Annotated in this window: 18 protein-coding genes; 12 read left to right on the top strand and 6 right to left on the bottom strand. The window is 42.0% G+C overall.

What is annotated here, in order from left to right:
- Positions 1 to 72 precede the first annotated feature (72 nt).
- From AC1XUO_RS26270 to AC1XUO_RS26260, 3 genes are all read right to left on the bottom strand, one after another.
- Positions 73 to 405, bottom strand: coding sequence for a HigA family addiction module antitoxin (locus AC1XUO_RS26270; protein ID WP_483332815.1), 333 nt, complete (start codon positions 403 to 405; stop codon positions 73 to 75).
- 13 nt (positions 406 to 418) lie between these two features.
- On the bottom strand, positions 419 to 697 hold the full coding sequence (locus AC1XUO_RS26265) for a type II toxin-antitoxin system RelE/ParE family toxin (RefSeq protein WP_483332814.1): 279 nt from the start codon (positions 695 to 697) through the stop codon (positions 419 to 421).
- 275 nt (positions 698 to 972) lie between these two features.
- Entirely contained in the window at positions 973 to 4818 is a 3846-nt protein-coding gene (locus AC1XUO_RS26260) for a hybrid sensor histidine kinase/response regulator (RefSeq protein ID WP_483332813.1), read from the bottom strand.
- Positions 4819 to 5170: 352 nt separating this feature from the next.
- Here AC1XUO_RS26260 and AC1XUO_RS26255 point away from each other — a divergent pair, with 352 nt between their 5' ends.
- From AC1XUO_RS26255 to AC1XUO_RS26200, 12 genes are all read left to right on the top strand, one after another.
- Positions 5171 to 5674: a hypothetical protein gene (locus AC1XUO_RS26255; protein ID WP_483332812.1), complete on the top strand. Its 504-nt coding sequence runs from the start codon at positions 5171 to 5173 to the stop codon at positions 5672 to 5674.
- Between the two features lie 39 nt (positions 5675 to 5713).
- Complete coding sequence (locus AC1XUO_RS26250; RefSeq protein WP_483332811.1) at positions 5714 to 6259, top strand: YceI family protein; 546 nt, start codon at positions 5714 to 5716, stop codon at positions 6257 to 6259.
- A gap of 9 nt (positions 6260 to 6268) precedes the next feature.
- Positions 6269 to 6730: a YHS domain-containing (seleno)protein gene (locus AC1XUO_RS26245; RefSeq protein WP_483332810.1), complete on the top strand. Its 462-nt coding sequence runs from the start codon at positions 6269 to 6271 to the stop codon at positions 6728 to 6730.
- A 30-nt stretch (positions 6731 to 6760) separates the two neighbouring features.
- Positions 6761 to 7204: a YHS domain-containing (seleno)protein gene (locus tag AC1XUO_RS26240; RefSeq protein ID WP_483332809.1), complete on the top strand. Its 444-nt coding sequence runs from the start codon at positions 6761 to 6763 to the stop codon at positions 7202 to 7204.
- Positions 7201 to 7713: a DoxX family protein gene (locus AC1XUO_RS26235; RefSeq protein ID WP_483332808.1), complete on the top strand. Its 513-nt coding sequence runs from the start codon at positions 7201 to 7203 to the stop codon at positions 7711 to 7713. Before AC1XUO_RS26240 ends, AC1XUO_RS26235 begins: the two co-directional genes overlap by 4 nt.
- Before the next feature lie 51 nt (positions 7714 to 7764).
- On the top strand, positions 7765 to 8502 hold the full coding sequence (locus AC1XUO_RS26230) for a hypothetical protein (RefSeq protein ID WP_483332807.1): 738 nt from the start codon (positions 7765 to 7767) through the stop codon (positions 8500 to 8502).
- A gap of 23 nt (positions 8503 to 8525) precedes the next feature.
- Positions 8526 to 8948 carry a DM13 domain-containing protein gene (locus AC1XUO_RS26225; protein ID WP_483332806.1) on the top strand — a complete coding sequence of 141 codons (423 nt, stop codon included), beginning with the start codon at positions 8526 to 8528 and terminating at the stop codon, positions 8946 to 8948.
- Between the two features lie 243 nt (positions 8949 to 9191).
- Positions 9192 to 9755: a Crp/Fnr family transcriptional regulator gene (locus AC1XUO_RS26220; RefSeq protein ID WP_483332805.1), complete on the top strand. Its 564-nt coding sequence runs from the start codon at positions 9192 to 9194 to the stop codon at positions 9753 to 9755.
- A gap of 73 nt (positions 9756 to 9828) precedes the next feature.
- Positions 9829 to 10767, top strand: a complete 939-nt coding sequence (locus tag AC1XUO_RS26215; RefSeq protein WP_483332804.1) for an alpha/beta fold hydrolase — start codon at positions 9829 to 9831, stop codon at positions 10765 to 10767.
- Between the two features lie 27 nt (positions 10768 to 10794).
- Positions 10795 to 11691, top strand: a complete 897-nt coding sequence (locus AC1XUO_RS26210; RefSeq protein WP_483332803.1) for an NmrA family NAD(P)-binding protein — start codon at positions 10795 to 10797, stop codon at positions 11689 to 11691.
- A gap of 358 nt (positions 11692 to 12049) precedes the next feature.
- Positions 12050 to 13177, top strand: a complete 1128-nt coding sequence (locus AC1XUO_RS26205; protein WP_483332802.1) for a PAS domain-containing sensor histidine kinase — start codon at positions 12050 to 12052, stop codon at positions 13175 to 13177.
- A gap of 44 nt (positions 13178 to 13221) precedes the next feature.
- A complete protein-coding gene (locus tag AC1XUO_RS26200) occupies positions 13222 to 13629 on the top strand; it encodes a response regulator (protein ID WP_483332801.1) in 408 nt (135 codons plus the stop codon).
- A gap of 235 nt (positions 13630 to 13864) precedes the next feature.
- Here the strand turns inward: AC1XUO_RS26200 and AC1XUO_RS26195 are convergent, their stop codons facing one another.
- The 3 genes from AC1XUO_RS26195 to AC1XUO_RS26185 form a co-directional block, all read right to left on the bottom strand.
- Positions 13865 to 15424 (bottom strand): GNAT family N-acetyltransferase, encoded by a 1560-nt coding sequence (locus AC1XUO_RS26195; protein WP_483332800.1) that lies wholly within the window; start codon positions 15422 to 15424, stop codon positions 13865 to 13867.
- 453 nt (positions 15425 to 15877) lie between these two features.
- A complete protein-coding gene (locus AC1XUO_RS26190; protein WP_483332799.1) occupies positions 15878 to 17515 on the bottom strand; it encodes an ABC-F family ATP-binding cassette domain-containing protein in 1638 nt (545 codons plus the stop codon).
- A 141-nt stretch (positions 17516 to 17656) separates the two neighbouring features.
- Positions 17657 to 20080: an ABC transporter permease gene (locus AC1XUO_RS26185; RefSeq protein ID WP_483332798.1), complete on the bottom strand. Its 2424-nt coding sequence runs from the start codon at positions 20078 to 20080 to the stop codon at positions 17657 to 17659.
- Positions 20081 to 20199 lie beyond the last annotated feature (119 nt).

The raw sequence follows: 20199 nt of genomic DNA, 5'->3' as shown, positions 1-20199 counted from the left end.
TTGTTGGGACCGTGAGAAATAGGATCTCTGTCACCTTACGGAGTCTTTATAATATAAAAACAGATGCCATCCCTACGCAGGCTGTAAGTCATTCTGATCCGGAAGTGGCCAGAATTGCTGCACTGTTTTACGTTCTACGGTGCGTTCAGCGTGCCACAGATCGTAATTACGTTGCACATTTAACCAAAATTCTGCACTAGTGCCAAAAGCTTCGGATAAACGCACGCACATTTCAGAACTAACGCCCTGATGCTCATTTAAAATGTTTGACAGGGTTTTACGGGTTACGCCTAAACCTTTCGCTATTTCTTCCTGTGAATAGTTATGTCCGGTTTCCTCTTTTAAACCTTCTATTGTTTCTTTGATAAGTGCCCCAGGATGGGCTGGTCTCATGCCTCTTTTCATTCCTTTTGTCTAATTAATGATAATCCAAATAATCAACATCGTATGCATCTCCATCTTCAAATCTGAAAATTATTCTCCAGTTTCCAGATACATTGACTGCATAAAATCCGTCGTATTTACCAGAAAGTGGATGCAGTCGCGATCCGGGTGTTCCGATATCATTCAATGAAGCGGCAAACTCTAATCGGGTTAAAACACTACGAATTCTGGCAATATGAGCTGCAGGTAATTTCCGGGGATCTTCATCCTCATAGAATAGCCGCAAGCCCTTATGCTGAAAACTTTTAATCATAACGCCAATGTAACATATAACGTTACATGTTACAAATATTTCACTATTTTTATCACTTGAACAGCCTAAATACAAGGAAGATAAGTACCTCCATGATAAATTTTTCTCGAATTCAGAAAAAAGAAATTAAGATTTGGAGCGATCCAGTTTGGTAGAAAGTAATCTCCGCAGGGATAATTGTTCTTGCGGGTCCGCTATTCCTTCAACAACATGTCTTGTTTCCTTTAAAAAATAAACGATAAACAATTTTAAATTTATACAGGCTCTAAATATCATTATATATTCACCGCCAACCATCCCCTTATCCGCCCCATATCAAATTCCCCTGCCCATTTACGCAACTGTTTCACAAAGGCAATTGACTCCGGATACCGAAGTTCTATCTGATCCAACGAATCCAGAATTCCCTGAATGTCCCCTTTCAATGCGTATTCCCGCAACATTTCCAACTCGGGAAGTGGTGGAAGTTCGTAGGTTGTTTCAGGAGATTTTTCCTCGGAATCCTTCAATTGAAACTGGTTTGCATAGGTCCATTCCAGGTCCAGCAACTTGCCGATGGAGCACAACAGGGCCGTTACGTTGATGGGTTTGGATACAAATTCATCAAAACCTTCATTCAGGCTTCGTTGTTGATTTTGTTCAAAAACATTGGCTGAGCAAGCAATCATCTTTGTGTTTGACAACGACTGGTTTTCCTTCATTCTGGCTACTGCTTCAAAACCATTCAGGTTCGGCATAACCAGGTCCATAATCACGAGGTCGGGAATGGCGGTCAATGCCAGTTCTACGGCTACTTTTCCGTCAGACGCTTCCAATACCAGAAAACCCAGTGACGTCAACAATTCATTCACAATCTGACGGTTTTCAGCATGATCATCCGCGACCAACACCGTCTTTTTTGTACCGGCATATCCCGTAATCCTTTGTTCCGACAAAGCAGTTGCCGACTCCGCATCAACTTGCCTAAGTAACAGTTCGAGGTTAAAAACACTCCCTTGTCCCACCTCACTTGTCACGCTCAGCGTTCCATGCATCAGCCCGACCAGATTATTCGCAATGGCCAGGCCAAGTCCGGTACCCTCAGAAAACAAACGACGGTCTTTTACCTGGTGAAAGGGCAGGAAAATCTCACTCAGAAATTCTTCCGAAATGCCTATACCGGTATCGGTTACCTCAAATTTAACTTTATATAACCCGGCCTGCATTACCTCGCAAGCAACCCGGAAAGTTACCGACCCCTTTTCAGTAAATTTAATGGCATTTCCGAGTAAGTTATTGAGCACCTGGACGATCCGCTTTTCATCACCCACTACAACCGCGGGTAAATTCTGATCGGCTACCATGCAAAAGGTAAGTCCTTTTTCTTCTGCCCGGGATTGAAAAAGGCTCGCTGTATCATCCAGCAGTCCATGAAGACTAAATGCTGCATTTTGGATTTCCAGTCGCTGTGCCTCAATTTTTGAAATATCCAGCACTTCATTAATCAGGTTCAATAAATGTTCACCACTTTTCCTGATGACGGCCAACCCTTTTTCCTGGCCAGTTGTCAATGTTGGCTCACGCTGAAGTACCTGTGCAAAACCTAAAATTCCATTCAGTGGTGTCCGTAATTCATGACTCATATTGGCCAGAAATTCACTTTTGGCATGGTTGGCTCGTTCGGCGGTTTCTTTGGCCAGCTGCAAACGGGCGGCCTGTTCCACAAGTTCTTCTTTTTGCATTACCACCTCGGCAGTACGGCTATCCACCAGATTTTCAAGCTTGTTTTTTTCATTTTTTAACCGTCGTGTATACAGCCAGATTACCAACCAGACAAGCAGGAACGCAATCAATGAATACAATAAATAGGCCCACCAGGTTCGATACCATGGGGCCTGGATGTCAAATGTAAAACTCGTTTCCTGGCTTAGCTCGCGGTAAGGATTCCGTGCCATGACATGAAAAACATAATGTCCCGCTGGTAAATTGGTATAATCTTTCCAGCTCTCTTTAGACCAGCGCGACCATTCCAGGTCGGTCGCCATGACGCCCTCTCCGATTAGCTTATAGCGAAACTCATTTCCAGTTTCTCCCACATAACTCGTAGCGGCAAAACGAAATGATATATCGCGAAAATTGTAAGCCAAAGGTGTTTTTAGTACGGATGTATGGTTAAGATTCTGGTCAGAGATATTGAGTAGTGAGTCATTTAACAGTAGCCTAACTTCCCGGATCAATACCGGATAAGAAGGGTGCATGGCCATCTGGATTCCGTCATACCGGTACAAACCTTCGTCATTCCCAACCCAGACAATTCCCGTTTTTTCGGGATAAATACTGTAACCTTTTCTTTGAATAGGCATCAGGCTCAGGCTGTCCCACTCCGTTTTTCCATCGGGCATCTGACGGAGTATCCCAAGCGGGTTTGCAAACCACCAGTTTCGGGCACTGTCCTCTACAAAATAAGGCGCACTGTTTGCAGAATCCCGCAACACACTTTTGAGGCCGGGTATTTCTACAAATTCACCCTTTTGCCGGTTGAATTCATAAAGATGGTTTTTCGATGTAAATCTGGGTGCTTTGGCCGTAGGGAACACATAGTTCCAGGAGTGGTCATGGAGCCCGGCTCCCAATTTTTTGTGTGTAAGATCCGGTTTGACACCGTCTTTTAAATCCAGTCTGTAAAAACCATTCTTGTTGGTTCCCACCCAAACCATACCTTCCGGATCCTCAGCCAGCGAACGGCAATCCGCATTCAATTCCCTGATCCGGCCAACAGAAACCCACAAATTCTTCTTCATCCGGTACAAAAACACACCATTCGAAAGCGCAGCAAAAAGCAGTTCCGGGTGCAATTTCGGTCGCAACAACGCATAAACCGACTCGCCGCCGGTTGGTAAAACCTGCACGATTTTATTTTTTTTAATCCTGAAAATACTTTCCGACGTACCGGCATACAGGTCTGTGCCGTCCGACAGCAAAGTCCTACATGCTGACCTGATGTCCGCCACGGGCTCAAAGCCCTTTTCTAGATTATTCCAGCCTAGCAGACCGATGCCTGTCCCGACATAAAGCCGGCCCTCATGGCGGGTGATACTCCACACAGTGGAATGGATATTCTGACTGGCACCAAACCGGCTTACGGGTAAATTGTAACCGATCTGGCAGATACCGCTGCCCGTCATCGCCCACAGAGAAAGCTGCTTATCCAGATACAAAGAGGCGATGCTGTTTTGGTTGAATCCGGTTCCCGCATCAAGTCGCATTTGTTCAGCGCCGTCGTCATTCAGAATGCGGATGCCACCCAGCTGACTTGAGATAAAAAACAGGTAAGATTTCGATTCTTTGTTATAAGAGCATATCGCCCAGGTAATTCCTGCACTTTTCAGCCAGTTGTCTGACGATGTTTTCAAAGGCTGCATTTTCTTCGAAAGGCCGTATGGGGAAAAGACAAACAAACCATTTTTTTCCGTGACCGCTACGAGACGGTTTTCTGAAAATTCTAACAATGCCCTAAGATTTAAACCGACAAACTGACCGCCATTCGGTGCAGGTTTCAGCGTATTCCCTGCCAACTGCATGAGCTCGCCGGATGCCTGTTGCACATAAAGGGTATTCCGAATAAAATTCGCCGATAAAAAACGGTTAGTGGCTGTGTATATTTTCAGTTTTTTGCTACCCTGATAATGATATATCTTTTTTGTTGTGCAAAAATAAACACCCGTTGAATCACTGAAAACGTTATTTATTGGCAAAACATTTCGTTCCGGTACCGGTAACAAACTGCTCAGAGACACGTATTTAAGTTGTCCACCTGGCCGAGAAAGCAGATAACCGAAATCGGTTGCGGTTCCCAGATAAACGTGTCCATCCCGGCCAACTGCCAACGCTTTGACGGCGGTGCCAGGCACTTCAATCAGTTTCCAGCTGCTCCCGTCGAATTCCAGCACGCCACTTTGATTTCCTATGTAAAGAATACCGCGCTGATCCTGTTCAATGGCCCAGTTTTCAGGGTGCGCCTGGTACTGTTTTGGACTAAAATGCTGTATCAATGGCGTCCCCACACCCTGCGCCGAAACCGTCGACCAAAGGCCAGTTAACGAGAAAATACATACAAAAAAACATTTCAAAAATATTTTCATAAGCCCGCCTCGACGAATTAATTGCTGTAATGGTTATCTCCAATTTCTTCAATATCTGTTCCCGCCCGTTTCTTAAAATCAACCTTTTGCATTATTGCCTACAGAGACCGGCACAGGGGGTATTTTTCATTTAAAATAGTATACGGTGACCATAAAACGCAATGACTACTTTTTACGAAAAAGCAGGAAGGTTACGAAATATCGTGAATAAGGCACTTCGGCATAAATCCTGAAATTGATCAAATAGTGCGCTGTAAACGTATAACGGGCACATTTCACGCCTCCGGTCAGGATGGCACATCCTTTGAACAATGAGTATCAAAGAACGCCAGTCAAAAACCTACATCAAGCTATGAAATTACAAGATGTTTCCATAGAAATTTTAAGTCAGCTTATGAATATGACAAAACAATTTTCAAAGGAAGAATACAACAGATCCCTTGACCTGCTTTCGGCAAACTCGGTGGGGCGGCATTTACGTCATATTCTTGAATTCTATGATCTGGCAATTCGGGCAGGTATCACCGGGAGAATTAATTATGACGAACGAGAGCGCAACCTGGAACTTGAAAATGATCCCAGCCAGGCCATCTCCAAAATGAAGGAACTCATTGTACACATGCGTATGATGAAAGACGATATGGTACTGAAACTGGAAGCCTCTTACTCATCTGATGCCAGCAAGGATATCAGGATCACCACCACATTTTACAGAGAGCTCCTTTATAATGTGGAACATGCCGTGCACCACATGGCCATTATGGCGATTGCCGTGAAAATTGATTTCAGACATGTTTCCCTGCCCGGAAATTTTGGAATTGCCTACTCAACCGTGAAACACAAACAAACGGCCTGAGTTGAATCGCTGCCAAATCCGATAAAACCAACCTGAACGATGATCAAATACTTGTTATTTACCGCCTGTATTTTTGCTCCAAACCTGCTGCAAGCCCAGACCTGGCATGTTCAGTCTGCTGATATTTCCTTTCTGGCAAGCATGTTTGGGGCAGATGTGAAGGGTACTTTTAAAGGATTCAAGGGGACTGTGATTTTCGATCCGCTTCATCCCGAAACCGCAACAATCGCCGGAAGCGTAGATACTGCCACGATTTTTACAGATAACAATATGAGAGACAGGCATTTGAAAGAGAAAGACCAGTTTTTCGAAATTGCCAAATTTCCGAAGATTAGCATGAAATCAACAAAAGTTGAAAGGACAACTTCCGGTTACGTGGGCACCTTCGATCTGACGCTCAAAACAGTCACCAGGAGTATAAAAATACCATTTACTTTTCTTAAAACGGGCGCCAATGCCAACATGAAAGGGACAGCTGAAATTAACCGGAAAGACTGGAAGTTTGGCGGTAACACACTTGGCATGTCAGAAAAAGTGAAGCTGAATTTTGACCTGCATTTATCACCTTCATTATCCGAAAAATAGACAAACACGATGAAAAAGTCAATAACTGTTCTTCTCCTGATCATGATCTCAGTATCCGTAATTTACGCCCAGGATGTTGCTAAAAAACAGGGTAATATCTCCAAGTCGGGCCTGGCCCTCGATGGTTATGATCCGGTGGCCTATTTTATCGCGGGCAAGGCCGTTGAGGGGAATAAATCATTCTCGGCTTCGGACGGAGGCATAACCTATTATTTTTCATCGGCCAAAAACCGGGATCTGTTCAAAGCGGATCCTGCAAAATACAAACCCCAATATGGCGGATGGTGCGCGTATGCCATGGGTGCAAGCGGCGAAAAAGTTGAGGTTGACCCTGAAACATTTAAAATACTAAACGGTAAACTCTACCTTTTTTACAACAAATATTTCAACAATACACTGAAAACCTGGAACAAAGATGAGTCCAGTTTAAAACGCAAGGCAGATGCCAACTGGACTAAAATAACCCAATAAACCTTTTTACTTTTCTTTCAATTCATGATCATGAAAAAAATCGTTTTTGTTTCTCTTATCCTAATGTTCAGTCTCACAGCTGCATTTGCGCAAAAATCAGAAATCTTTGAAAAAGACGGTACGGCCATCAGGGGATATGATGTCGTTGCGTTCCATACGGATGCCAGAGCGACAAAAGGCAGCGAAAAATTTATTTACCACTGGAAAGACACGAACTGGCTTTTTGCTAACCAGGAAAATTTGGATATGTTCAAAAAGGAGCCTGAAAAATATGCGCCCCAATACGGCGGTTACTGCGCGTATGGCACAGCAGACGGCCACAAAGCACCGACTGAAACCGACACCTGGACCGTAAAAGACAAGAAGCTTTATTTCAATTACAACAAAAAAGTACAGCAAATCTGGAATAAAGATCAGGTTGGATACATTGAAAAAGCGGATAAAAACTGGGTAGAAATTAAGGACAAACCTTGAAAACAGTTAGCAGTCAGCTTCTGGCTGTTGGCTTTCAGAAATCACGTGTAAATGGTTCGGATCATCATCTTCAATCTCAAAAAACCTACCTTATGTTGAATCAACCCAAGAAATTCCTGTTCTGGGTACTGCGTATAGTTCCGGCAGTTATCTTGCTTCAAACGTTGTTTTTCAAGTTTACAGCAGCAGAAGAATCCGTTTACATTTTCTCAAAACTGGGGATGGAGCCCTGGGGACGAATCGGCTCGGGAATTGCTGAGCTGGTAGCCGCGATCCTGATACTTATTCCTTTTACAACTGGAATTGGCGCAATTATTGCGCTGGGCGTGATTTCAGGCGCGCTGATCTCCCATCTTACGATTCTTGGTATTGAGGTGCAAGGTGATCACGGCCAGCTTTTCATCTATGCCCTGATCGTTTTTGTATGCTGCATTTTGCTCCTGGTTTTTGAAAAGAACCGACTGCTATTCTTTCTCAAAAAATTGACCGGCAAAGAGTTTAAAAGCTAATTCAGTAACATAGAAGCACTTTAAGGTTTACTTTCCATTAACCTGAAACTTATGAAAACAAAAATAATTGTCCTACTCTGCATTCTGGCCAATGCTGGCACCGCACAGGCGCAGCAAATAGAAAATCCTAAAATAAACCAGTTTATCGACCTGGCTGGAACTATTGGAAAATCACAGGGAACGGGCGCGTTCTCTTACGTTTACAACTGGCGTATCGGAAAGAAACGAAAAATTGAAGCAGGTCTTGGCGCAAGGCTTACCAGTGCAACAGGTTCAAAATTGATTTACACCACAGCAGGGCCGGCAAGTCTGACACGTTCCTTCACCACACCATTTCTGATTTTTTTTGCAGGACAAAAAACCGAAAACTGGGACACACTTACCGTCCAGCGTCCATTCGTGAATGCACTGAATGTCACCATCAACCTGGGTTATAACTTCAATTCCAAAATAAGCGCTGGATTCAATATTGACCTGATCGGGGCATCCTTTGGAAGGAGATCTTCTTCGGTTTTTCAAAGCAATTGCAAAACCAGTACCGACCCGGATTCGAAACCTACTGCATTTAACCTGCTCCTCACGGGCGATCACGACAAAGGTTCGCTTAATTCGGAGTTTTTTCTGAAATATAAAATAAACCAGAAATGGGGCATTCGGGCGATTTACCAATTTCTGTTTACTGAATACACAGCCGGAACAGTCGAGCAAATCGCACCTGACGGATCAGAAATAGACCGGTTCAGAAACAAGGCAAATAATTTTGGCCTCGGTGTTTCCTATCAATTTTAATCACATCATTTAAACCAATCATCATGAAAAATCTAACATGCATCTTGTTCATTACGCTACTTATCGTTGGCTGCAAAAGAGAAGAAAATACGCCTGTTGAACCTCTGATGGAGCGTGTCGACAGCCTGGCGGTAGTGAATGTGAAAGGGAAATTTATGGGTATAGGCGGAGAAACGGTGTCCGGTTCGGCCAAAATCATTACAAATGACGGAAAGCACAGTCTCGTTCTTGACGATTTTAAAACCAACAATGGTCCGGACCTGCATGTTTATTTGTCGAAGGAAGCTACACCAAAAGATTTCATTGATCTTGGATTGCTGAAATCAGTGAGCGGTACACAGGTGTATCCGATAACCGGAATGCCCGATTTTACAAAATACAAATATGCCCTGATACACTGTCAGCAGTACAATCACCTGTTTGGGTCGGCACTTTTGGGGGAATGAAAATATATGTCAGATCAGGAAAACTTAGTTATCTGCAAAATTGTCTTTGCACTGATTTAATTCAGTATTGCAGTTTCCCAACTATTCACGTCCTTGTTTTCCAGGTGCATTTATTTTGAATCAATTATACTCCATTGCTTCTGTAACCCAGAATTAATTTGCTATTTAGAGAAATTTAAAAAATTAATTTTTCTAAATACAGATAACATGTCAACGGCTGACAGCTGGTTTTAAGAACGCCTAATGGAAGAATTTATAACATTTATCAAAACCATTATCTGGATAGACGATCTGGACCTTCAACTTGTACTTTCAAGGTGTTCGGAAAAGCACGTTTCCAAAGGCAAAGTTATTTTGAGGAAAGGGCAAATTGCAAACCAGTACTTTTTTATTGTTTCTGGTGGCGTTCGTTTTTTTTATTACCTGAATGACCAGGAAAATACAACCTGGGTTACGTTTAAAAATGAATTCTTCACAGAAATTTCAAGTTTGAATCCACAAAAACCTACCCGCTTCAATATTGAAGCCATAGAAGATACCAAACTGATTGTGATCGAAAAAAAAGATATGGATTTTTTGTACGGACACGTGGCCGTTTGGGAGGAATTTGGAAGAAAAATCTGGGAGGCGATGTCGGTAAGAATGATAGACCAGATTCTGAATTTCCAAACCTTATCGGCCGAGGAGCGATATCTTGAATTTATGAATAACCCTGAATTTCTGCAAAAAGTACCTATAAAACAACTGGCCGCGGTACTTGGCATCACCCCGAATGCATTAAGCAGGATCAGAAAAAACATCCGTTAGTTTTCGTAATCTACCACTTGGTAGTTTCCCCGAGCCACCAGGCATCTACCTTTGAGTCTCAAAAAACAAAACGATGACTCAGACGACAAACACATCATCAAATGATCAGAATCCATATTCTGACGATGAATTAATCAAAAATTTCCCGGGTTTCACCAACCACTATGCCACTGTAAACGGGGTGAAGCTGCATTACGTCGAGGGCGGTAGCGGAGCTCCGCTGATTTGCCTGCCCGGCTGGCCTCAGACCTGGTATTCCTACCTTCCGGTTGCCACACAACTTGCCAAATCATATCGGATAATTATTGTCGATATCAGAGGTATGGGCAGTTCGGAAAAACCGGCGACGGGTTATGATAAAAAGACAATGGCAACCGATATTCTCGAATTGGTTCAGCAACTGGGACTGGAAAAAGTGAACATCATGGGCCATGACATTGGTGGTATGGTCGCCATGAGTTTCGCATTCAATTATCCGGAATCCACTGAAAAACTGATTGTGCTGGACGGCTCGCATCCGAGTGAAGGTATGATGCAAATGCCGTTGATTCCGGCAATGGGCACTTTTGGCAATAAAATGGACGCCAATATGCCCTACGCCTGGTGGATGGGATTTAATCAGGTGAAAGAATTACCGGAAAAGATATTAGAAGGTCGGTTTCAATATCTTCTGGACTGGCTATTTGCATACGTTATGATTGATGATAACAAGATGAGCGCATTTGAAAGAGCAATCTACGCTGCCGCCTACAATGATACCGACAGCATTCGCGCCGCAAATGCCTGGTATCAATCTTTTACCCAGGATATCGAGGATTCAAAAAACTATCGGCCACTTACAATGCCTGTTCTCGCGATCGGTAGTTATGTCAGTTACAGTTATATGAAAATGGGATTGCCCTATGTTGCAAAAGATGTGATCGTAACCGGGATTTTAGACAGCGGACATTATCTGTTTGAAGAAAAACCTGAACCGGTTACCGAAGCAATTTTAAACTTTCTCGCATCCTGAAATTTAATATTTTATAAAAGTACAGAAATGAAAAAAGCAATTTTAGTAGCCGGCGCGACTGGTAATTTAGGAAACCGAATCTGTCGGGAATTGATCAAAAGAGATGCCGCCGTCAGTGCCATCGTCCGGACTTCCACCGATCCGGAAAAAATAGACAGTCTCACGAAAATGGGCGTCAGTGTAATCGAATCTGATCTAAACAGCATTGACGACATTGCAAAGGCCTGTGCAGGTGTACATTGCGTAGTTTCCGCTCTGGCCGGACTTGGTGATGTAATCGTGGATTTACAAAAACGAATCCTGGATGGTGCTTTGCAGGCAATCGTGCCAAGATTTATTCCCTCCGATTTTTGCACAGACTATAATGATCTGGTTCCAGGCGAAAACAGGAATTTTGATTTGAGAAGGCAATTTAAGGACTATCTGGACAGCACTGCTATCAAAGCATCTTCGGTTTTCAACGGAGCGTTTGCCGATATATTAAAATACAATACGCCTGTTTTGAATTTAAAAGACAAGAGCATTGGTTACTGGGGAGAAAAAGCAGACTGGAAACTGGATTTCACCACCATGGATGATACCGCAGGTTTTACCGCAGAAGTGGCTTTGGACGAAAGCGCACCCCGGGATCTGCAGATTGCAAGTTTCCAGGTCAGTCCAAACAGTTTATTGGCTGATGTGAAAGAAGCTACCGGCCAGGAGTTCAGGATCCGGCAGCTCTCCAGCCTCGAAGAATTTGCAGGATTTATCAAAAAGCAAAGAGCCGATAATCCCGCCGGTGAAAACGAACTTTATGCAAAATGGCAGCAAGCACAATACATGTATTCCATGATGACAACCCATCACAAACAACTAAGTAATGAACGTTATGTAAACCTAAACTGGACAAGTAGTTTAGAGTATATTAAGTCTTTTGTAATATAAAACGGCTGGGATAACATGTAAATTGGCGGGCGATTCCAAATAGGATTTGCCTGATTATACAATTTTTAAAGTGCTATTCGTGATTGAAGGTAATTCTTAAAAAGGATTACCTTTTTTATTTCGCACTACCGGCTCTACTAATATATCTATACATAATTTGTGTAAAAAATCTTTCGAACCAGGAAAACTCAGGAGATTCCGTTCAGGCCATATTACCTTGAAAAGATCGGCGTTTTACTGGCTTGATTTTTGGTAAAGAATAGAAGGAAAGTATCTTTCAATGTAGCTTTGGAGGTTCTATACCGTATTTTGTTTACAATGTTTACACGTCCTTTTATTATATATTTTTAAAAGAAAGATGATCAAGAAAGAAATTTTAAGTGCTCAGGATACAGGTCTGGGTAAACAAGCCCAAACGGACGACGCTTATTTCAGATCCATCATAGAAAATAACTCTTTTTATATCATAAAAACAGATCTGGACGGCAACTACACGTACTTAAATCCATTCTTTTGCAAAATGTTAAACGTGAAATCCGAAGAATGGCTCGGGAAAAATTCACTGACGCTTGTTATGCAACAGGATCATGACATTTGTATGGAAACGGTGCAATTATGTTTTGAAGACCCCGATACGCCACGTTGGGTAATGCTTAGAAAACCAATCCCCAATGGGGTACTCTTTACGCAGTGGGAGTTTAAGATTTTGAAGGACGACCATGGAAATCCGTTTGAATTCCTCTGTATAGGCCATGACATTACGCCCTTAATTCTTAAACAGGAAGAGTTACGCAGCCTGGTAGATATTGCCGCTGAACAGAACAAACGTTTATTAAATTTTACATACATTACATCTCATAATATTCGCTCTCATGTAGCCAACATTCAGGGGATTTTAAACATTAGCGATGAGCTTGGAGATTATCAATCGGCGTTGGATTTAATTCAGGAAAGCACCACCAGCCTGAACGACACGTTGAATAACTTGAACGAGATTATCTCGATTCAGGCACATACCACCCTGCCAATGATCGAAGTGAATGTTTTTGAGGAGATCGACAGGGTGATACAAAGTATACAGGTAATAATTAGCAATGCAGATGTCAGGGTGGAATACATATTTGAGGGAACCCAGGTTTTAAATACTAACCCTGCATATTTTGAAAGTATTATTCTAAATCTTCTTACAAATGCTGTAAAATACAGATCACCTGAAAGAGCTTTGAGAATCGTCGTAAGTTTTTATGAGCATGAGCATTACAAAATCCTGACTTTTCAGGATAATGGATTGGGTATTGATATAGAAAAATATAAAGATCAGCTCTTCGGCATGTACAAGACTTTCCATAAAAATAATGATTCACGGGGACTTGGCTTATACATTACAAAAACACAAATTGAGGCAATGCACGGTAAAATCGAAGTAGAAAGCAGCGTCAACGAGGGCACTACCTTTAAGATTTATTTCAACCAGAAATTCACGTAGGATTACAAAAAGGATCACTTCACTATTTCATACCCCCCTCTTCTATGATGTCAGAAACCACAGTTTGTTTATACCAGCGATTCATCATCGTGGATGACGATCGAATCAACAATATTGTGTCAAAATTTGTTGTTACCAAGTACGCAAAAGACGCCGATTTACATATTTATACCGATCCGGAAATTGCACTTCGGTTTATTCAGGAAATAAACAGCAATTCCCTGGACCAATTAAAGACGTTGGTTTTTTTAGACATTAATATGCCCCGGATGAATGGATGGGAGTTTTTAGAAGCACTTATTCAGACTAATTTATCTAATCACGATCAGTTTACTTTTTTTATAACATCGTCTTCTATCGATCCGTCTGATATAAAAAGAGCTCAGGATCACGCACTCGTGAGTGGTTTTTTCTCAAAACCCCTGACATTGGATCATCTTAACAAAATCTGAAAGCAGGTATTAAATTGATGTTTCGATGGCACCTCATCCCACTTAAAAGCTTACTTCTTCAGGCAGATTTACATCTAAAACATTGTAAGCTTCGAATAACCCTATATTGCAAATAAAGGCCAGACACAAAAACCAGGCTTAATTTATACATAAAAACAAAAAAGAGGATTGAATGATAATCCCCTCCTTTGTTTTATATAATAACTTAACTCGCTCGTTTTCGCTTCAGAAAAAATTATTTTTTTTCTTTACCCTCATTGGTACGCGTTATCGAATAAATATCAGTTCTTCTGTCTTTTAAATTTCTTACACTCCCAAATTGATTTAATTCCCTCAACATATCAATATCTACGTCGGCGATTAAGATCATCTCCGTATTTGGAGTTGCTTCGGCTTTAATTCCGTTAGTAGGAAATGAAAAATCACAAGGAGTGAAAACCATGGATTGTGCATACTGAATATCCATGTTGTGGACTTTCGGCAAGTTGCCTACACTTCCGGCGATAGCAACATAACATTCATTTTCAATGGCTCGGGCCTGCGCACAGTTTCTTACCCTGGAATAACCATTTTGGGTGTCCGTCAGAAAAGGCACGAATAAAATATTCATTCCCTCATCGGCCAGGATCCGGCTCAATTCCGGAAACTCAACGTCATAACAGATTAGGATACCGATCTTTCCGCAATCAGTATTAAAAGTTTTCAAGGCACTGCCTCCTTGCATACCCCACACTTTTGCCTCATCCGGCGTTACGTGCAACTTTTCGAATCGTTCGATTCCTCCATCCCTCTTGCATAAATAACCTACATTATAAAGACTGTTATCGACCACCTCAGGCATACTCCCGGTAATGATATTTATATTGTAGGAAATGGCAAGCTCAGAAAATCGCGCGACAATTCTCTCGGTATATTCGGCTAACTTCCTGATCGCATCTGCTTCTGCAAGGTGGTTATAATCCGACATTAACGGCGCATTGAAAAACTCTGGAAACAGGGCAAAGTCACATCTGTAACCCGATACTGCATCCACGAAATATTCAACCTGCTGCATCAGTTCATCAAAGTCATTATACAACCTCATTTGCCATTGTACCAACCCCAGCCGGATAATGGACTTGGTGAAAGCGGCCTGATCTGAGCTTTTTTCGTAGTAAACATTATCCCATTCCAGCAATACTGCATATTCATTTGAATCTTTGTCGCCTTCGAGATACCCTTGTAATATTCTGGCGGGGTGAAAGTCGTTAGACAACTGAAAATTCAAGACAGGATCGTGTATATCCTTATTACGTACTTTTTCGATGTACTCTTTGGGAGAAATCGTATCGGAATACTGATGGTAATTGGGGATTCGGCCACCAAATATAATTCCCTTAAGATTTAATTTCTCACAAAGCTCTTTTCTGTAATCATACAAGCGCCTCCCCAGTCTGAGCCCGCGGAACTTAGGCCGTATGAAAACATCAATCCCGTACAATACATCTCCTTTCTTCGTATGGGTGTTGAAACTATAATTTCCGGTTATTTGGCGGTAAGTATGTTTTGTATCAACTTTCTCGTAATCAACGATAATGGATAAGGCGCATCCTGCCAGTTCATTATCTACCCTGATACCCACCTGCCCTTCATGAAAAATGGTCGTCAGTGTTCTGATGTGATGTTCCTTCCAATAGGCATCCGGCATACTGGAATAGGTCTCAATCATCATTTCCTTAATCTCCTCGTAATCTTCCGGTTTGAGAAAAACCAGCTCAATATTCTCAATTGACTTTGCGTCTTTGTTTGTTTCCATATCTTTTCACTCCGATTTATCTGCCAATGCAGGGTAAATCCGGAGATTGTTTTGCTGTTGCAGCGGTTAATTTAAACTGATTATTCTGTTGATTACCTTTCAACGCAAATTGTCATTGCGATCGTTTTTGGGGGTCTTTCAAAACCCCGGATTCGGTTAAAATTGCGAATAATAAAGAGAAGTAACAAAGAAACAACAGTTAAGTTTTCTTGTTAAATTGGTAACGCCAGGTTGTAAAACTGTTAAAGGCAACCTTTTGGTAAAGCGGATTTTATTTTTTCCCAAGGCTTAGGTACAAGCGTTTAATGTATACGTTTCAGCATAAAAACAGATGAAGTATTGACGTATTTAGCCTTTGAACGTTTCCTTCTAAAAAGGGATAGATATAAGAATTACTGGTCTTTGATGGTATCCTTCCATCAAAGACCAGACTAAGGAGCCGACAATCATGGCCTACTTGGCAAGTTGGAGATCTGCTATACTTTTTATCCGGTTACGTTCCAGAAAAGCATCAATCGTTTCAAAATGTTCGATGACCCGTTTGTCTTTGAACTCAAATACCTTCTGGGACAGCCCTTGTAAAAAATCACGATCGTGAGAAACCAGCACCAGCGTACCATCAAAGTTTCTAAGTGCTTCTTTCAAAACATCTTTGGATTTTAAATCCAGGTGATTGGTAGGTTCATCCAGAATCAACAGGTTTACAGGTTCCAGGAGCAACTTCACCATGGCAAGCCGCGTTTTTTCTCCACCGGATAAAACACTCACTTTTTTGTCGATATCTTCTCCCTGAAACATAAAGGCGCCCAGAATATTTTTAATCTGGGTTCTTACATCTCCTTCTGCGACCTCGTCCACCGTCTGAAAAATAGTCAGATTGGGATCTAACAAGGATGCTTGGTTTTGCGCAAAATACCCAACCTTGGTATTATGTCCAAGCTGGCAGGTTCCGTCCACATCGATCTGACCCATGATCGCCTTGATCATCGTTGATTTCCCTTCCCCATTCCGGCCCACAAAAGATACCTTTTCCCCTCTTGAAATAGTCATGCTTGCATTTTTAAACACAACCTGATCTCCATAGGATTTTGAAACATCTTTCACGGTAACCGGATAGTCGCCCGACCGTGGCGAGGGTGGAAAACGAAGTTTCAGGGAAGAATTATCAATTTCATCAATTTCGATAATTTCCAGTTTCTCCAACATACGCTCGCGGGAGGAAACCTGATTGGTTTTAGAATAGGTACCGCGAAAGCGTTCAATGAATTGCATATTGTCAGCAATCATTTTCTGCTGCTCCTGATACGCCTTCACCTGATGTGCCCTGCGTTCCTCACGCAATACCAGATAATGGGAATAGTTGGCTTTATAGTCAAAAATTCGCCCCATGGTTACTTCAACCGTACGATTCGTAATGTTGTCAATGAACGCACGGTCGTGGGAAATAACCATTACGGCATTGGCCTTATTCACCAGAAAGTCTTCCAGCCACATGACCGATTCAATATCAATATGGTTGGTAGGCTCATCCAACAAAATAAGGTCCGGCTTTTGCAATAATATTTTGGCCAGCTCAATCCGCATACGCCATCCGCCACTGAATTCCTTTGTTTGTCTATGAAAATCTTCCGGCCTGAATCCTAATCCTTTCAAGGCTTTCTCAACTTCCGCGTCGTAATTAACTTCCTCCAGCTGGTAATATTTTTCACCTATCTCAGTAACCTGCTCGATGATGGACATGTATTCATCACTGTCATAATCGGTGCGGGTTTCGAGCGCGTGATTCAGTTTTTCCATTTCTGCACGCATTTCAAAAACCTGCTTAAATGCCTTGGCAGCTTCTTCGAAAACGGTGCAGTTATCTTCGGTCAGTAAATGTTGCGGCAAATAAGCGATCACGGCATCCTTAGGTGCACGTACATGACCGCGATTGGCTTTTTGTTCACCAGCAATAATTTTCATCATGGTGGATTTCCCCGCTCCATTTTTACCCATCAGGGCAATTTTATCAGTAGGGTTAATTACGAAGGAAACTTCGCTAAAAAGGACTGAACCGCTAAATTCAACGGCCAAATTTTCAATTGTAATCATCTTCTCATTTTTTGGAGCCGCAAAGCTACGATTATCGTTTTGAAAGAAACGAAAAAAGTAAATTTTTGACGCTTGTCTTTATTCGCTTGATGATTTTTTGGTGATGGACGGTAATAATCTAAACGATTGTAATCCCAGAACTTATTCGCCACGTAAGCTCTTAACAGGATTTTTCAATGCTGCTCTGACACTTTGGAAACTTACGGTAACCAGGGCAATCCCGATTGCGAGCCCACCGGCTACCACAAATGTCCACCATGCGATCTCAGTTTTATAGGCGAAGTCCTGTAACCACCACTTCATAGCGGAAAAGGCAAGAGGGGAAGCCAGTAAAATAGCCAGACCCACTGGCTTAAGAAAATCCCTGGATAACAACATGACAACACTGCCAGCGTTGGCTCCCAGCACTTTTCGAATACCGATTTCCTTTGTGCGATTTTTAGCTGTAAACATAGCCAGACCCAGAAGACCTAAACAGGCAATACAAATCGCTACAATTGAGAACCAACTGAACAAAATGGCTACACGTCTATCGGATTCGTATTGTTTTTGAAAATGATCGTCTAAGAAAAAAAACTCAAACGCATTGCCAGGAAATGCTTCCTGATAGGTTTTTTGCAGCATACTTATTGATTGCCTCATGTTATTGCTCCGAAGTGCAATAGTCAGAAAGCTACTATTCCAGGGAATGTGCTGAAAAACAATAGGACGATTGGCCGTTTTCAGCGATTGCTGATGGAAGTCATTGACGACACCGATAATCCTTTTGGGTTGTACATTGCCGATTTCCTGATTAAGAGCCTGTTCGGGGATCGTGAAGCCAAAAGCTTTTAATGCACTTACATTGATGATAACCGACTCATTGTCAAGTATTAATTCTTTATTGAAGTTTCGCCCCGCCAGCAAGTTGATTTTGTAGGTTGGAATAAAATCTTCGTCGACAGCCAACATACTGCACAGTTGATAATCGGCGGTGGCATCATGGAACCGTTGCCATTCGTCCTTCCAGAAAATTTCCTGACCCGGAACTTCGGAGGAAGCAGTCACATGTTGGACACTTGTATGTGCAAACATCCGATCCTTGAAAAAGCGAATGTCATTCGTAAAGCTATCTGTTCGTAACACTTTTGGAGCTTTTACTATGAGCTTCTGGTTAATGTTCATTCCTAAATCCTGCTTCTGCATGAAATTAAGCTGCTGATTAATGACCAGCGTGGCGATGATCAGGAAAATCGAAACGGTAAACTGAAATACCACCAAGGCCTTACGGAACGAGTCGCCACCTGCTTGTTTCGGCAAATACCCTTTTAAAATGGAAATTGGTTTGAATGAGGAAAGGATAAAAGCAGGATATAATCCTGAAAGAAAGAATCCCAGACAAACTACCGCTAAGGATACGATCCAAAATAAGGGCTCCTGACGCATGGAAAAGCCACTATTAGGCTGAATCCAGTCACTAAAAATGATCTGCGCCAGTAAAAAAAGACCAACTCCAATTAGCATGGATAACAGATTTATACCCAGGGATTCAACAAAAAACAGTTGAATTAATTGTCTCTTTTCAGAACCCAATGCCTTGCGGATTCCTACCTCCTTTGCGCGTTCAATCCCTCTCGCCGTGGATAGGTTGATATAATTAAGCCAGCCGATAGCTAGAATCAGGATAGCGACAAAAATGAGTACATAAACGATAACAATTTTGCCATTTGCTTCGACTTCCGAAGCCGTTTGGGAATAGAGGTGAATTGTAGCAACGGGTTGTAAAACAAACGTTTGCCTGATCCTATATTTCCTCAGTTGTTTACCAATATGCTTTTCGATTATACCAGACAACCGGCCCTCCAATGCAATAGGTGAGGTGCCTGGTCTTAGGAGCAGATATGTATAAAAATTTGTCCAATACCACCCCCCATTGGCAAACTGCTGGTTTTTGAGCAGATTTTGGATGGAAAAAACAAAATCGAAATGGATATGACTGTTTGCCGGAATATCCGCGAACACGCCTTCCACTACATAGTCACCTCCCTGCCAATCCGAGTTCAAATGAAGCGCTTTTCCAATCGGATTTTCCTGACCAAAATATTTGTGCGCCATCGTTTCTGAAATCACAACCGACTCAGGCCGGCGCAACACAAGATTGGCATCACCTTTTAGCAGCGGGAATGAAAATACGCTGAATAAAGAAGAGTCAGCATAAAATGCTTTTTTCTCGTGATGGCTGACCAGTTCACCCGTTGCTTTCCGGTAACTGATCATACCATCAGCCCGGTGCAAACGAACAAAATTTTCTACTTCCGGAAAAGCTTCTTTAATGGCGGGCGCTTCGGCATGGTAGCTGATTACACTGCTATTCGTCAGAATGTCCTGTTTATAATCATCAAGCCGGATACGATAGATATTATCAGCATTGGTATGAAAGTCATCATAACTAAACTCAGAAAACACATACTGAGCAATAAGCAGGAAAGCTGCCGTACTAGAAGCCAATCCAAAAATCATGATAAACGAAATCGCCTTATATTTTAGCAGATTACGCCAGGCAACTGCGATGTAATTTCGTATCATAGCCAAAATGAATAATGTTAAGATGATGAGTTTGAGACATATCATCAGTAATGCCGGCTAATTTATAACTTATTTTTTAGTTATAAAACGAAAAAATAAGTTATAAGTTCAGTATTCCT

This window comes from Dyadobacter sp. HNCC25DJ186 (assembly GCF_056895235.1).
The sequence above is the reverse complement of the archived record's forward strand: the minus strand, read 5'-3'. Positions and strand labels throughout refer to the sequence as shown.